We start from the raw sequence: 14,518 nt of genomic DNA, 5'->3' as shown, positions 1-14,518 counted from the left end.
TCATCCTGGCGCCGCCCTGTCTCCCGCACGCTCGACGCATGGCCTTCTCCCACCGCATGGCGGCACTCGCCGCCGTCGTCGCGATACCCCTCGGCATCGCGGCGACCAGCTATGCCCTCACCGACAGCCCCGAGGCCCCGAAGGTGCCGCCCAAGGTCGAGCTGGACAGCGGCTCGCCGACTCCGTCGGGTTCCGGCTCCGGCTCGGCGAAGCCCGAGCCGGCACCGAGCGACGAAGTGGTGTCCCGGCCCCCGGTGAGCGACGACCCCTCGGACGACGACGATGACGATGACGACAGGGGCACACCGGGACGCGGCGCGGGAGACGGCGCGGGAGACAGTGACGACGGCTGAGGCCCGGCCCGCGCGGTGGATCTCCGCGCGGGTCCGGATCCTGCTGTGGCTGCTCGGCGTGATGGCCGTGGCGCTCGCCGCGGTCGCCATGACCACCCGCTCCATCCTGGTACGGGACGTGGACCACCGCATCGAGCGGCTGCTCGCCCAGGAGTCCAGCGAGTTCGTCAACTTCCGCAATCAGGGCCTCGATCCGGAGACCGGCCGCGCGTTCACCGACCCCGGCCGGCTGCTCCGGGTGTTCCTGGAGCGGCAGTACGCCGACACCGACGAGGAACTGCTCGGTCTCGTACGCCGGGACCACGACCCCGACCCCGCCATGCTCGTACAGCCCAGGGAGATCCCCACCGAGCGCCCCCTGCACAAGGACCCGGCGGCCCGGCGTGCCATCTTCGCCGCCCCCGAGGCCACCGGCACCCTGGAGCGCCCCGCGGGCGAGGTCCGCTGGGCCAAGGTGACGGTCGCCCGGCACGGCGGCGAACCGGAGGCCGCGTTCGTGGTCGCCTTCCACCCGGAGCGCGAACTGGCCGGAGCGGACGAGGTGTTCCGGATCCTGCTCGCCATCTCCGGGGTCGCCCTGGTGATGACCACCGGCATCGGCTGGGTGGTCGCCGGCCGTATCCTGCGGCCCGTACGCCTGGTCCGCGGCGCCGCCGCCCAGCTCACCGAGCAGGATCTGACCCGGCGTATCCCGGTGCAGGGCCGTGACGACGTGGCCCTGCTCGCCGAGACGTTCAACGCGATGCTGGACCGTCTGGAGCGGGCCTTCGCCGCGCAGCGCCAGTTCGTGGACGACGCGGGCCACGAACTGCGCACGCCCATCACCATCGTCCGCGGCCACTTGGAGCTCATGGGTGACGACCCGGCGGAGCGTGAGGAGACGGTCCGCCTGGTCACCGACGAGCTGGACCGGATGAGCCGGATCGTCGAGGACCTGCTGCTGCTCGCCAAGGCGGAGCGGCCCGACTTCGTCACGCCCGAACCCGTCCAGCTCGCGGAGCTGACCGCCGATGTCTTCGTCAAGGCCCGCACCCTGGGCGAGCGCGACTGGCAGCTGGCCGAAGTCGCCGACCGCGAGGCCAGGTTGGACCCGCAGCGGATCACCCAGGCGATGGTCCAGCTCGCCCAGAACGCCGTCCAGCACACCGTCCCCGGCCAGGCGATACGTATCGGCTCCCGGCTCGAAGGCGCGCGCATCGAGCTGTACGTCGCCGACTCGGGGCCCGGCGTCCAGCCGCAGGACGCCGAGGTGATCTTCGAGCGGTTCCGGCGCGGCACCGCCAGGCGCGGGGCCCGCACCAGCGGCGCCGGGCTCGGCCTCGCCATCGTGCGGGCCATCGCCGAGGGCCACCGGGGCGGCGTACGCCTGGAACCGACGGTCGGCGGCGGCGCCACCTTCGTACTGACACTGACCGAGGAGGAGGACCGGTGAACCGGATACTCATCGTCGAGGACGAGGAACGTATCGCCTCCTTCGTCGAGAAGGGCCTGCGCGCCAACGGCTTCACGACCACCGTCGTGGGGGACGGCGACGCGGCCTACGACTACGCCCTCACCGGCGGCTTCGACCTGGTGATCCTGGACATCGGCCTGCCCGGCCGGGACGGCTTCACGGTCCTCAGGCAGCTGCGCGAGGCCCGGGTGACGGTCCCCGTGATCGTCCTCACGGCCCGCGACTCCGTGCGGGACACCGTCGCCGGGCTCGAAGGCGGCGCCGACGACTGGATGACCAAGCCGTTCCGCTTCGAGGAGCTGCTTGCCCGGGTGCGCCTCAGGCTGCGCACGGCGGCCCGCGCACCGGAGGTGACGGTGCTGCGCAGCGGCGAGCTGAGCCTCGACCTGCGGACGCGCAGGGCGCGTTCGGGCGAGCGGACGGTGGATCTCACGGCCCGGGAGTTCGTCCTGCTCGAACTCTTTCTGCGCCACCCAGGGCAGGTGCTCGCGCGGGAGCAGATCCTCTCCCATGTGTGGGGATACGACTTCGACCCCGGCTCCAACATCGTGGACGTCTATGTGCGGGCGCTGCGCAAGAAGCTGGGGGCGGAGCGGGTGGAGACGGTACGCGGGATGGGGTACCGGCTGCCCGGCAGCTGAGCGGGGAGCGGGGGCGACGGAGCGCGGCGGGAGGGCGTCTTGGTGCTGCGTGGGGGCGTCTGGGCGCGGCATGGTGACGCCTGGGCGCGCCGCCGGGTGAACTTCCTTTCATTTACGGCTCATAGAGGGCTCACCGCCACTCGACAGGCTGCCGTACGTGACCCTGAACCTCCGCCAGTCGGTGACCCTGTGCGTGGCGCTCTCGCTGTGCGCCCTGCTCCTGGTACCCGGCAACTTCCCCGGCCTGAGCGGCGACGCCCGCCTCACCCTCGCCGTCTTCGCGCTCGCGACCTGTGCCTGGATCGGCACGCCGATCGACGACACCTACATAGCGCTCGGCGCCGGTCTCGCCCTCACCGCGACCGGAGTGATCAGCAGCGACACCCTCTTCGGCACCCTCGGCGACGAGACGGTGTGGCTGCTCATCTGCGCCTTCGTGCTCGCCGCCGCCGTGGCCCGCACGGGCCTCGCGGGGCGGGCGGCGGCCTTCCTGGTCAGCGGGGCGCGCAGCGTACGGCAGTTGACGCATCTGACCACCGCTGCGCTGGTCGTCACGGCCTTCGCGGTGCCCGCCACATCGGGGCGCGCGGCCCTCGCCCTGCCCGTGTTCCTGGCCCTGGCCAAAGTCCTTTCGGACCGCAGGCGACTGGTCGTGATGCTGGCGCTGCTCTTTCCGACCGTGATCCTGCTGTCGGCGGTGGCGACCCTGATCGGTGCGGGGGCGCATCTGATCACCGTGTCGGTCCTGTGGGAGGCCACCGGCGACCGCATCGGTTTCACCCAGTGGCTGCTGCTCGGTCTTCCGCTCGCCGTCGTCTCCTCCCATCTGGCCGCCGAGGTCGTGCTGTTGACGACGACCCGGCGCGCCGACCGGAGCGGTCCTGTGCGCATCACCGCCGAACAGATCCAGGACCACAGCGAGCAGCCGGTCACCGGTCCGCTGTCCGCCGCCGAGGCCCGCTGCGCGCTGCTCCTGGCCACCGTCGTGGCCCTGTGGTGCAGTGAGCCGCTGCACCAAGTGCCGCCCGCCGTGGTCGCGTTGATCGGCGCGATCGTCGCGGCATCCCCCGCACTCGGCACCGTACGCCTCAAGGACGCCCTCAAGACCGTGCCCTGGTCGCTGCTGCTCTTCATGGCCGCGACGATGGCGATGGGGGTCGCGCTCGCCGACTCGGGCGCCGCGAAATGGCTGGTGTCGGGGCTGCCCGTGGCCCTGTCGCCCGGGGTGTTCCTCGCCGTGGTCGTCGCGATCAGCACGGCCGCCCACCTCGTCCTGCAGTCCCGTTCGGCGCGTTCGTCGGTCCTGGTCCCGCTGGTCGTGGCGGCCGCTGTCGGCGCGGGCGTCAACCCGGTCGCCGCCGCCCTCGCCTCCACCGCCGCCGCGGGCTTCTGCCACACCCTGCCCGCCTCCGCGAAGCCGGTGACGCTCTTCGCCGAGATACCCGGCACGCCCACCTACGCCCCGCGCGACCTGCTCCGCCTCTCCGCCGTCCTGGCCCCGCTGACGGCCGCGCTCGTCCTGCTCTTCGCCCTCGCCGTGTGGCCACTGCTCGGGGTGCCCGTGCTCAAGCCCTGACCACTCCCGGCCCTCGGTCCCCGTCCCTCAATACCTCAAGGAACCCATGATGCTCACCCGTATCGCCGTCGCCCCCAGCGGTTTCAAGGAGTCCCTGTCCGCCCGTGCCGCCGCCGAGGCCATCGCCGCCGGTGTCCGCCGGGTCGTGCCGCACGCCGAGGTCGACCTGATCCCCCTGGTCGACGGCGGCGAGGGCACGGCCGCCGCCCTGGCTTCGGCCACCGGCGGCCGACTGGTCGCCCTGCCCGCCACCGGCCCGGTGGGCGAGCCGGTGGGCACCCACTTCGCCCTCCTCGACGAGGACACGGCGGTGGTCGAGATGGCCGCCGTCGCCGGTCTGTCCCTGGTCCCCCGCACGCTGCGCGACCCCGGCGCGACCACGACCCACGGCGTGGGCGAGCTGATCCGCGCCGCCCTCGACACCGGGGTCCGCCGTATCCTCGTCGGCTGCGGAGACTCCGGTACGTCGGACGGCGGCGCCGGCGCGCTGCAGGCGCTCGGCGCCCGGCTGCTCACCGAGAGGGGCTATGAACTGCCGCGCGGCGGCCGTGAGCTGACCCGCCTCGACCGGATCGACCCGAGCGGTCTCGACCCACGGCTCAAGGACGTCGAGCTGCTCGTGGCCTGCAATCCGTTCAACGTCCTGTGCGGCGAGCGCGGCGTCGCCCGGGTCTTCGGCCCGCAGAAGGGCGCGACACCCGAGCAGGTCGAGCAGCTCTCGGCGGGTCTGGACCGCTGGGCATACGTCCTCGAACGCGACCTCGGCTGCGGCGATCTGCGCGAAGGCCCCGGCACCGGCGCGTCCGGCGGCCTCGGAGCGGGCCTGGCGGCGCTCGGCGCCCGCCTGCTCCCCCGCTTCGATGTCCTCCTCGACCATCTCGACCTGGACGCCCGCCTGGCCCGCGCCGACCTGGTCCTCACCGCCGAGGGCGCCCTCGACCACCAGACGCCGCGCGGCAAGGTCCCCGCCGAAGTGGCCAGGCGCGCCAAGCGGTTCGGCCGCCCGGTCCTCGCCCTCGCGGGCACGATCGGCGAGGGCGCACACGATGTGCGGGCCGTGGGCGTGGACGCCTACAGCTCGATCCTGCCCGCCCCGGTCTCACTGCCCGAGGCGCTCGGCCGCGGCGGCGAGTTCCTCACGGACGCCACGGAGCGGGCCCTGCGCATGATCCTCCTCGGCACCCGCCTGGCCGAACCCGGCCGGACAGCGCCGCTGGCCGCCTGAGCCGGACGGCCCGCCCGGCCGCCCGATCAGCCGGCCGAAGCGGTGTCCGGCACGCAACGCCCGTCCTCGGTGCGGTAGTTCCACTGCGCACCGTCACGGACCAGCTCACGCACGGCCCGCACGAAACGCTCCACGTGCTCGTCCGGCGTACCGGCCCCGAAGCTCACCCGGATCGCGTTCAGCGACTTCTCACCGGGTGCGGCCTCGGGGGCGCCGCACTCGCCCTGCTCCTGCGGGTCGCTGCCCAGCAGGGTGCGCACCAGCGGGTGGGCGCAGAACAGGCCGTCGCGTACGCCGATCCCGTACTCCGCGGACAGCGCGGCCGCGAAGTGCGAGCTGTTCCAGCCCTCGACGACGAACGAGAGGACGCCGACCCGCGGGGCGTCGTCCCCGAACAGCGAGAGCACCTTCACCTCGGGCACCTCGGCCAGACCCTCCCGCACCCGCGCGATCAGCTCCTGCTCGCGCGCCACCAGGGAGTCGAACCCGGCCTCGGTGAGCGCCTTGCAGGCGGAGGCGATGGAGTAGGCGCCGATCACGTTCGGCGAACCGGCCTCGTGGCGAGCGGCGGTGGAGTGCCACTCCACGTCCACTCCGCCGTCGGTGCGCCGGGCCACGGACTTGGACGCCCCGCCGCCCGCGAGATACGGCTCCGCCGCCTGCAGCCAGTCGGCCCGCCCGGCGAGCACACCGGAGCCGAACGGCGCGTACAGCTTGTGCCCGGAGAAGGCGACCCAGTCGACGTCCAACTCGCTTACGGAGACGGGGTGATGGGGCGCGAGCTGCGCGGCGTCGAGCACGATCCGGGCGCCGTGCGCATGCGCGGCAGCGGCCAGCTCCCGCACCGGCCACAGCTCGCCGGTGACGTTCGAGGCGCCGGTGACACACACCAGAGCCGGACCGTAAGGGTCGCGGTCGGCAAGCGCCCGCTCCAGGGTGGCGACGGCCTCGCCGGGCGTACGGGGAGCGTTCAGATACGTCACGCGCGCGTCCCGCCACGGCAGCAGCGAGGCGTGGTGCTCGGTCTCGAAGACGAACACCTGGCAGTCGGCGGGGAGCGCGGCGGCCAGCAGGTTGAGGGAGTCGGTGGTGGACCGGGTGAACACGACCTGGTCGCCGGGACGGCAGCCGAGGAACTCCTCGACGGTCCTGCGCGCGTTCTCGAAGAGGTCGGTCGACAGCTGGGACAGATAGCCGGCCCCCCGGTGCACGCTGCCGTAGTACGGGGCGTACGCAGCCACGTCGTCCCACACGCGCTGCAGGGCCGGCGCGCTGGCCGCGTAGTCGAGTGCCGCGTAGCTCACCTCGCCGCCGGTCACGAGCGGCACGGTGACATCCCGGCCGAGGACGGGCAGCGGGGCACAGCAGGACTCGTCGGAGGCGGTGGCGGTGGCGGTGGCGGTGGCGGTGGCGGCGACAGAGGTGGCGGCGACAGACATGGCGAACTCCCGTATCAGGCAGGCGAACTCACTGCGTCCGGATACGCGGATGGGTATCGACGGCGCAGGAGGAGAAGAGAAAAAGAGGTACGCGGAAGTGGGGCGTTACGCCCTATCGCATTCGCTTGCTCACGAGACTGCTCCCTTGAGGACCAGGACCCCAGGGTGTGCAGGGGTCCGCGCTTGCCGCAGACCTCGCTGCCTGCGACCTGGTCTTCACCCGGGGCACCCCGCCACGGACGGAGGGTTGCCGGACAGCGGGCCGGGGCCTCGATCGCTGTCACTCATGACCTGCGCAGCATCTTGCCAGAAGATCGTCTACGCGCAAGGCGCAGTCCAGAATCCGGACTGCGCCCTGCGTCACACTCGTCGTCTCGCTCGTCGTCCCGCCCGTTCGCCGTTCAGGCGGCGTTCAGGCGTTGCTGGCCGCGACCCATCGGTCGAGGGCCTGCTTCGCGGCCCCGGAGTCGATCGACTCGGCCGCCTTGGCCATACCCGCGCGAATCTGCTCGGTCAGCGGCACGTCCGCCGGCTCGAGGGCGACCAGGGCCGCCGCCGAGTTGAGCAGCACCGCCTCCCGCACGGGGCCGGGCTCGCCGAGCAGCAGCCGCCGTGCGACATCCGCGTTGTACGAGGCGTCCGCGCCGCGCAGCGCCTCCACGGGCACCAGGTCGAGGCCCACGTCCCGCGGGTCGAAGGCCTCCTCGCGCACGGCGCCGTCGCGCACCACCCACACCCGGGAGGTCGCCGTGGTGGTCAGCTCGTCGAGGCCGTCGTCGCCGCGGAAGACCAGGGCTGATGACCCGCGCTCGGCGAGCACGCCCGCGAGGATCGGCGCCATCCGTGCGTCCGCGACACCGGTGGCCTGCGCCTTCACCCGGGCCGGGTTGGTCAGCGGCCCGAGGAAGTTGAAGGTGGTGCGGATCCCGAGCTCCTTGCGCGCCGCGGCCACATGGCGCAGCGCGGGGTGGAACTTCACGGCGAAGCAGAAGGTGACGCCCGCCTCGTCCGCGACTTCGGCGACCCGTCGCGGGGTCAGCTCCAGATTGACCCCGAGCTTCTCCAGGACGTCGGAGGCGCCGCTCGCGCTGGACGCGGCCCGGTTGCCGTGCTTGACGACCTTGGCGCCGGTGCCGGCGACCACGATCGCGGACATGGTGGAGATGTTCACGGTCTTCGCGCCGTCGCCGCCGGTGCCGACGATGTCGACGCTGGGCCCTGGCACCTCGATGGTGTTGGCGTGCTCGTACATCGTGCGCACCAGACCGGAGATCTCCTGCACGGTCTCGCCCTTGGCCCGCAGCGCCACCGCGAACCCGGCGATCTGCGCGTCGGTCGCCTCGCCGCGCATGATGCGGTCCATCGCCCAGGCGGTGTCGTCCGCGCTCTGGTCGCGCCCGTCGAGCAGTCCGTTCAGTACGTCGGGCCAGGTACGGCCCGCCGCGGTGTCGCCTCCAGCGGGGGTCGCAGCGCTCATGGCAGCTCCTGGTCTCGTACGAAAAATAAGGATGCGGGGTTCAGCCTAGCCAAGCCCGCAGACGGCAAAGAGCCCCGTCCAGCGAATGGACGGGGCTCAGAGCCGTGGCGATCAGGTACTGCTAGCGGTGATCAGTGGTGGCCGTGGCCGCTGGTGATCTCCTTGTACTCGTCTGCCGTGGGCTTGGGGATCTGGTTGTCCTCCCCGTAGAAGCCCTTGGAGAGCTTGGACCGCAGCTTCTGCGAACGCGACACCTTGCGCTGTACGCCGTTCTCGTCGACCTCAGGGCCGAGTTCGAGCGGCTTGTACTGCTCGTGCGCGGTGAGCGTGTGCAGCTGGTCCTGGCTGAGCGGCTCGTGCACCTCGATGAACTCACCGTGCGGCAGCCGCTTGATGATGCCGGACTCGCGTCCGTGCAGCACCTTCTCCTTGTCGCGCCGCTGCAGACCCAGGCAGATCCGCTTGGTGGCGATGAACGCGAGGACCGGGCCGACGAAGAAGAAGATCCGTACGAACCAGGTGATCGAGTTGATCGACAGATGGAAGTGCGTCGCCCAGAGGTCGTTTCCACCACCGATGAGCATGATGAAGTACGCCGTCACCCAGGCCACACCGAACGCGGTACGCGTCGGGGCGTTGCGCGGGCGGTCCAGGATGTGGTGCTCGCGCTTGTCCCCGGTGACCCAGGACTCGATGAACGGGTAGACCGCGATGGCCGCGAGCACCAGCGGGAAGACGATCAGCGGGATGAACACACCCAGGACGAGCGTGTGGCCCCACAGGTTGATCTCCCAGCCGGGCATCACTCGGATCAGACCCTCGGCGAAGCCCATGTACCAGTCGGGCTGGGCGCCGGTGGACACCTGGTCCGGGCGATAGGGGCCGAGGGCCCAGATCGGGTTGATCGAGGCGATCGCCGCGACGGCCGCGATGACACCGAAGACCAGGAAGAAGAAGCCTCCGGCCTTGGCCATGTAGACCGGCAGCAGCGGCATGCCGACCACGTTCTTGTTGGTCTTGCCGGCACCCGCGAACTGCGTGTGCTTGTGGTAGAAGACCAGGATCAGGTGCGCCACGAGCAGGCCGAGCATGATGCCCGGCAGCAGCAGGATGTGCACCGAGTAGAACCGGGCCACGAAGTCGCCGCCGGGGAACTCGCCGCCGAACAGGAACATCGACAGATACGTGCCGATGACCGGGACGGACAGGATCGCGCCCTGCATGAAGCGGACACCGGTGCCGGAGAGCAGGTCGTCCGGGAGCGAGTAACCGGTGAAGCCGGTGAACATACCGAGGACGAACAGCAGGAAGCCGAACAGCCAGTTGATCTCACGCGGCTTGCGGAACGCGCCCGTGAAGAAGACGCGCATCATGTGCACGAACATGCCCGCGAGGAAGATCAGCGCGGCCCAGTGGTGGATCTGCCGGATGAGGAGGCCGCCGCGCACATCGAAGGAGATGTGCATGGTCGAGTTGAAGGCCTCGGACATCAGCTGGCCCTGCAGCGGGACGTAACTGCCGTGGTACTCCACCTCGTTCATCGACGGGTGGAAGAACAGCGTCAGATACACACCCGTGAGGATGATGATGATGAAGCTGTAGAGGCAGATCTCGCCCAGCATGAAGGACCAGTGGTCCGGGAAGATCTTCCGCATATTGGCCTTGGCCAGGGAGTAGATCCCGAGCCGGCCGTCGGCCCAGTCGGCGACGCGCTCGCCGGCCGGTGCTTGGCGCTTGTTCTCTGTGGTGCTCATCCGCGCTCCCAGAAGGCAGGACCGACAGGCTCTTCGAAGTCGCCGTGCGCCTCGAGGTAGCCCTCGTCATTCACACCGATCTTCAGCTGCGGCAGGGCGTGACCCGCCGGGCCGAAGATCACTCGGGCGCCGTCGGAGAGGTCGAAGGTGGACTGGTGGCACGGGCAGAGGACGTGGTGCGTCTGCTGCTCGTACAGGGAGATCGGGCAGCCCACGTGGGTGCAGATCTTCGAGTACGCCACGATGCCCTCGTGCGACCACTCGAGCTCGCGCTTGTCCTTGATGTCGTCCGGCTGAATCCGGACGATCATCAGGGCCGCCTTGGCGATCTCTGTCTGGAAGTCGTGGTCGTGCTCTTCCAGGCCCTCGGGCTTGCAGAAGGTCAGCGAACCGACGGAGACGTCCGCGGGGCGCAGCGGCTCGTTCGTGTTCATGTTCACGAGCAGCTTGCCCTTGGACCAGCGGGTGTGCCGCAGCTTGTCCTCGGGCAGCGGTCCCAGGTCACGCAGGAGGACGACACCGGAGAGCGGCACGAGGGCCATGGCGCCGAACATCGTGTTGCGGATCAGCTTGCGCCGTCCGAACCCGGACTCCTTGGCTCCCGCCGCGAAGTCCTCCATGACCTTGGCCTTGACCTCGGGCTCGGCCGCGATGGCGTGCCGCTCGTCGGCGATCTCCACGTCCGACATCAGCGTGCGGGCCCAGTGGACCGCGCCCGCGCCGATGCAGAACAGCGCGATGCCGAGGGTCATGCCCAGGGCGAAGTTCAGCGCGCTGATGTGGCCGATCGGCCACACGTAGACGACCTTGTCGACGGGGAACGCCACGAAGGAGGCGATGAACGCGACGGTGGCCAGCATCGAGATCGTGAACAGCAGGGCGATCGTGCGCTCGGACCGCTTGGCGGCCCGCTCGTCGATGTCCTGGATCCGGTGCTCGTGCGGCGGCAGGCCGGGGTCCGCGAACGGGTCGTCCGCGGGCTTCTCGAGGCTGTGCCCGGCAGGGTCCTGCTCGCTCGGCAGGTTCTCTTCTGGAATGTCTTGGCTACTCATGACTTCTTGGCCTTTGCGGTCCGAGCGGCTACCCAGACGGCGACTGCGATCAGCGCGCCGAGACCGAAGATCCAGGCGAACAGGCCCTCACTGACCGGGCCGAGGCCACCCAGCTTGAGCCCGCCCGGGCTTGGGGTCTTCTCACCATTGACCGCGTCAAGGTACGCGATGATGTCCTTCTTCTCCTTCTCCGGCATCGTCGTGTCGGGGAAGGACGGCATGTTCTGCGGGCCGGTCTCCATGGCCTCGTAGATGTGCTTCGGCGCGACATCCTCGAGACTCGGCGCGAACTTGCCGTTCGTCAGGGCGCCGCCCTCACCGGTGAAGTTGTGGCACTGCGCGCAGTTGCTGCGGAACAGCTCGCCGCCCTTGCCGATGTCGGCGCCCTCCGGGCTGTACTGCTTCTCGGTCGGTACGGCGGGGCCGGCACCGAGCGAGGCGACGTACGCCGCGAGCTGGTCGATCTGGTCCTGCGTGTAGATGTTCTTCTTCTTCGGCACCTGGGCGCCGGGCTGCTGCGCCGGCATCCGGCCGGTACCGACCTGGAAGTCGACGGCTGCGGCGCCGACACCGGCCAGGCTCGGGCCGTCGGTGGTTCCCTGACCGCCGGTGCCGTGGCAGCTGGCGCAGCCCACCGAGTAGAGCTTCTTGCCCTCGTCGATGGCGAGGGACTGGGCGGTTTCATCGGCCTGCGCCTTGTCCGCCGGCGCGAACGCGGCGTACAGCCCCCCGGTGGCCGCCAGCGCGAGGAGTAGGACGACGACCGCCGCCAGCGGATGGCGTCGTCGTGCGGAGAGCTTTTTCACGGATTACCCCGGTGTCAGGATCTTCTGCGTCGATGCTTCTGGAATGTTGGGCGGTGGGGTCGCGTAGCACCCCGGCCCGGTTACTTGATCATGTAGATCGTGGCGAAGAGGCCGATCCAGACGACATCGACGAAGTGCCAGTAGTAGGACACGACGATGGCGGAGGTTGCCTGCTCATGAGTGAACCTCTTGGCCGCGTACGTTCTGCCGAGAACCAGCAGGAACGCGATCAGGCCTCCCGTCACGTGCAGACCGTGGAAGCCGGTGGTCAGGTAGAACACCGAGCCGTACGGGTCGGACGAGAGGGAGAGCCCCTCGTGCTTGACCAGCTCGGTGTACTCGAAGACCTGACCGCCGATGAAGATCGCACCCATGATGAAGGTCAGGATGAACCAGGACCTGAGCTTCTTCACGTCCCCCCGCTCGGCGGCGAATACGCCGAGCTGGCAGGTGAGCGAGGAGAGCACCAGGATCGTGGTGTTCGTCGCCGAGAACGGGAAGTTCAGGGCCGAGGCCATTTCCTTCCAGTGTTCGGCACCCGTTACCGAACGCAGGGTGAAGTACATCGCGAAGAGGGCCGCGAAGAACATCAGCTCGGAACTCAGCCAGATGATGGTTCCGACGCTGGTGAGGTTCGGCCGATTGACCGACGGGTGCGCGTGCCCGGTATCTACTGTCGTTGCTGTCGCCACGACCGACATTATGTCGGTCGCTTATCCCGCCCTCACTCCGGGGGGTGCCGTTCGGAGTGTTCGCGCCCCATGTCCAGCCCGGATGGCCCATCGAAGGCCTGTCCGTACCGGTGTTGACAGGGTGTCGGACGGAGTAGCATCCGCGCATCGGTCCTGATCCGATCGACCGAGCCCTGCACCTCGACGAAGCGGAGCAACCATGCAGTCGACCGCCACGGTCCTGGTCTACAGCGACAACGCCAATACGCGTGAGCAAGTACGCCTTGCGACGGGACGCAGGCCGGCCGCGGATGTTCCCCAGGTCGAGTTCATCGAGTGTGCGACCTCCGCCGCCGTCCTGAAGGAACTGGACCGGGGCGGTATCGATGTCTGTGTCCTGGACGGCGAGGCCGTGCCCGCGGGCGGTATGGGCGTCTGCCGGCAGCTCAAGGACGAGATCTTCCAGGCCCCGCCCGTGCTGCTGCTCATCGGCCGCCCCCAGGACGCCTGGCTGGCCACCTGGAGCCGCGCCGAGGCGGCGGTGACGCTGCCGGTGGAGCCGGTGGAGTTCGCGGACGCACTGGCCGCCCTGCTGCGCAGCCGGCTCGCGGTCGAGGCCTGAGCCGAAGGCCCCGGCCCGGGGTGCATGGCCCAACTCCCTTGTCCCATACGGCGTTCGCGGCGTATGGGACAAGGCGTCGTCAGACCTGCGGGCGCAGCCGGGCGGAGTCGGCAGGTGACTGGTTCTCGCGCGTGTCGCCGTGCAGCACGCTGCCCTTGCGCCAGTCCGCCCAGTCCATGTTCCAGTCGCCGAAGCCGTTGCCGTACGCCGGCATGTCCTCGCCGTAGCTGTTCACGGTCCGGACCACGTCGCCCTGGCGCACGGTCTCGTAGAACCAGGCGGCGTTTCCTGTGCTCATCCCCACACAGCCGTGGCTGGTGTTGGCGTAGCCCTGCGAGCCCACGGACCAGGGCGCGGCGTGCACGTACTCGCCGGTGTCGGTGAGCCTGGTCGCGTAGTAGACCGTCTTGTCGTAGAAGTCCGAGGCCCCGATGCTGGCGCTGGTCATGCGGACGACGTACTCCTTGCCCAGGACCACCTTGGTGCCGTTGCGGGTCTCGTAGCCCGGCTTTCCGGTGGTGACCGGGATGGAGTTGATCTCCTCGCCGTTGCGGTAGACCGTCATGTGGTGCGAGCCCGCGTCCACCACGGCCTCCACGTGGTCGCCCGTCCTGAACTTCAGGGGCTTGGTGTCGGTGCCCCTGAGCTTGTCGCTGATCCTGATGCCCTCCAGGTGCGAGCGGACGTCGACGGTGGCGTTGGCGGGCCAGTAGTCCTTGGGCCGGTAGTGCAGCGTCTCGCTGTCCATCCAGTGCCAGGAGCCCTGGGTGGCGGGCGTCGAGCGCACCGTCAGGGAGCGTTCGACGATGGCCCGGGCCTCCTTGCCCTTCACGGGCTTGCTGAGCTTGGCCACAACGGGCTGTCCGACGCCGTACGTGCCCTCCTCCGGGCCGAACTCGACCTTCAGGACCTTCTGCTTGGGTACGTCGGTGTCGAAGCTGAGGAGCTTGCTTCCCGGGGCCCCCTCCCCGTCCTCCGTGCTGACCTTCACCGTGTAGTGGACGCCGGCCGCGAGGGGCGTGGTGGTGTGCCAGCGGGTGCCGTCCGCGGAGAGTTCGCCCGCGACGTAGCGGCCGAGGGAGTCGGTCGCGGTGACATCGGTGATCCGCCCGTCCTTGCCCTGGGCGGTCACTTCGAGGGGCTTCTCCGGATCCGCCTTCTGCGTCCCGGCAGGGCCGTTGAAGGCGATCTGGCCGGCCGCGTCGTACGGCTTCGCCGAGAGCGGGTGGCCGTCGGAGCTGCCGCAGGCGGTGGCGCCCGCGCCAAGGGCGGCCACCAGCAGGGTGCAGCTCAGAACCGTGCGGATTCGCGGTGAGTTGCTCATGAGCACACGTTATGAAGAGTTGTCAGCCGCGGCGCGCGGAGTGCTCCGTACGAGGGGTCGAGGTTGGTGCAAACGAGGGGCCCGGACTCTCCTTGACGGAGTGTCCGGGCCCCTCGGTGTGGTCC

The 14,518-nt window shown here is 70.0% G+C and carries 13 protein-coding genes and 1 riboswitch; of the genes, 6 read left to right on the top strand and 7 right to left on the bottom strand.

The features are described from left to right. Nucleotides 1–38: 38 nt before the first annotated feature. The 5 genes from ACFQVC_RS33350 (at nt 39) to ACFQVC_RS33330 (ending at nt 5,248) form a co-directional block, all read left to right on the top strand. Nucleotides 39–353: a small secreted hydrophilic protein gene (locus ACFQVC_RS33350; protein ID WP_381837668.1), complete on the top strand. Its 315-nt coding sequence runs from the start codon at nt 39–41 to the stop codon at nt 351–353. Beyond that, nucleotides 340–1,785: a sensor histidine kinase gene (locus ACFQVC_RS33345; protein WP_381837666.1), complete on the top strand. Its 1,446-nt coding sequence runs from the start codon at nt 340–342 to the stop codon at nt 1,783–1,785. Before ACFQVC_RS33350 ends, ACFQVC_RS33345 begins: the two co-directional genes overlap by 14 nt. Then, complete coding sequence (locus ACFQVC_RS33340) at nt 1,782–2,447, top strand: response regulator transcription factor (protein ID WP_381837665.1); 666 nt, start codon at nt 1,782–1,784, stop codon at nt 2,445–2,447. The genes ACFQVC_RS33345 and ACFQVC_RS33340 overlap by 4 nt, the downstream gene beginning before the upstream one ends. Nucleotides 2,448–2,604: 157 nt before the next feature. Next, nucleotides 2,605–4,023, top strand: a complete 1,419-nt coding sequence (locus tag ACFQVC_RS33335; RefSeq protein ID WP_381837663.1) for an SLC13 family permease — start codon at nt 2,605–2,607, stop codon at nt 4,021–4,023. Between the two features lie 49 nt (nt 4,024–4,072). After that, nucleotides 4,073–5,248 (top strand): glycerate kinase family protein, encoded by a 1,176-nt coding sequence (locus tag ACFQVC_RS33330; RefSeq protein WP_381837890.1) that lies wholly within the window; start codon nt 4,073–4,075, stop codon nt 5,246–5,248. Nucleotides 5,249–5,274: 26 nt separating this feature from the next. Here the strand turns inward: ACFQVC_RS33330 and ACFQVC_RS33325 are convergent, their stop codons facing one another. The 6 genes from ACFQVC_RS33325 to ctaE all read right to left on the bottom strand — a co-directional run bounded on the left by ACFQVC_RS33325 (nt 5,275) and on the right by ctaE (nt 12,477). Continuing rightward, nucleotides 5,275–6,687 carry an aminotransferase class V-fold PLP-dependent enzyme gene (locus ACFQVC_RS33325; RefSeq protein ID WP_381837661.1) on the bottom strand — a complete coding sequence of 471 codons (1,413 nt, stop codon included), beginning with the start codon at nt 6,685–6,687 and terminating at the stop codon, nt 5,275–5,277. 174 nt (nt 6,688–6,861) lie between these two features. After that, a riboswitch (SAM riboswitch) is annotated at nt 6,862–6,979 on the bottom strand. Between the two features lie 120 nt (nt 6,980–7,099). Continuing rightward, complete coding sequence (trpD, locus tag ACFQVC_RS33320; protein ID WP_381837659.1) at nt 7,100–8,164, bottom strand: anthranilate phosphoribosyltransferase; 1,065 nt, start codon at nt 8,162–8,164, stop codon at nt 7,100–7,102. A gap of 131 nt (nt 8,165–8,295) precedes the next feature. After that, nucleotides 8,296–9,918, bottom strand: a complete 1,623-nt coding sequence (qcrB, locus tag ACFQVC_RS33315; RefSeq protein ID WP_381837657.1) for a cytochrome bc1 complex cytochrome b subunit — start codon at nt 9,916–9,918, stop codon at nt 8,296–8,298. Continuing rightward, the gene (qcrA, locus tag ACFQVC_RS33310) at nt 9,915–10,970 is read right to left on the bottom strand and encodes a cytochrome bc1 complex Rieske iron-sulfur subunit (RefSeq protein WP_381837655.1); all 1,056 of its coding nucleotides are present in this window, start codon (nt 10,968–10,970) and stop codon (nt 9,915–9,917) included. The genes qcrB and qcrA overlap by 4 nt, the downstream gene beginning before the upstream one ends. Next, complete coding sequence (gene qcrC, locus ACFQVC_RS33305) at nt 10,967–11,776, bottom strand: cytochrome bc1 complex diheme cytochrome c subunit (RefSeq protein ID WP_381837653.1); 810 nt, start codon at nt 11,774–11,776, stop codon at nt 10,967–10,969. The genes qcrA and qcrC overlap by 4 nt, the downstream gene beginning before the upstream one ends. 80 nt (nt 11,777–11,856) lie before the next feature. Further along, nucleotides 11,857–12,477 (bottom strand): aa3-type cytochrome oxidase subunit III, encoded by a 621-nt coding sequence (gene ctaE / locus ACFQVC_RS33300; protein WP_381837651.1) that lies wholly within the window; start codon nt 12,475–12,477, stop codon nt 11,857–11,859. Nucleotides 12,478–12,667: 190 nt separating this feature from the next. On the opposite strand from ctaE, the gene ACFQVC_RS33295 reads away from it, so the two are divergent. Next, nucleotides 12,668–13,069 (top strand): DNA-binding transcriptional response regulator, encoded by a 402-nt coding sequence (locus ACFQVC_RS33295; protein ID WP_381837649.1) that lies wholly within the window; start codon nt 12,668–12,670, stop codon nt 13,067–13,069. Nucleotides 13,070–13,148: 79 nt separating this feature from the next. Here ACFQVC_RS33295 and ACFQVC_RS33290 read toward each other — a convergent pair whose 3' ends face one another. Further along, the gene (locus ACFQVC_RS33290; RefSeq protein WP_381837647.1) at nt 13,149–14,393 is read right to left on the bottom strand and encodes a L,D-transpeptidase; all 1,245 of its coding nucleotides are present in this window, start codon (nt 14,391–14,393) and stop codon (nt 13,149–13,151) included. Nucleotides 14,394–14,518: the final 125 nt, after the last annotated feature.

It is taken from the genome of Streptomyces monticola, assembly GCF_042665355.1.
Classification (GTDB): domain Bacteria; phylum Actinomycetota; class Actinomycetes; order Streptomycetales; family Streptomycetaceae; genus Streptomyces; species Streptomyces monticola.
This window is presented reverse-complemented; position numbering and strand designations above follow the sequence as displayed.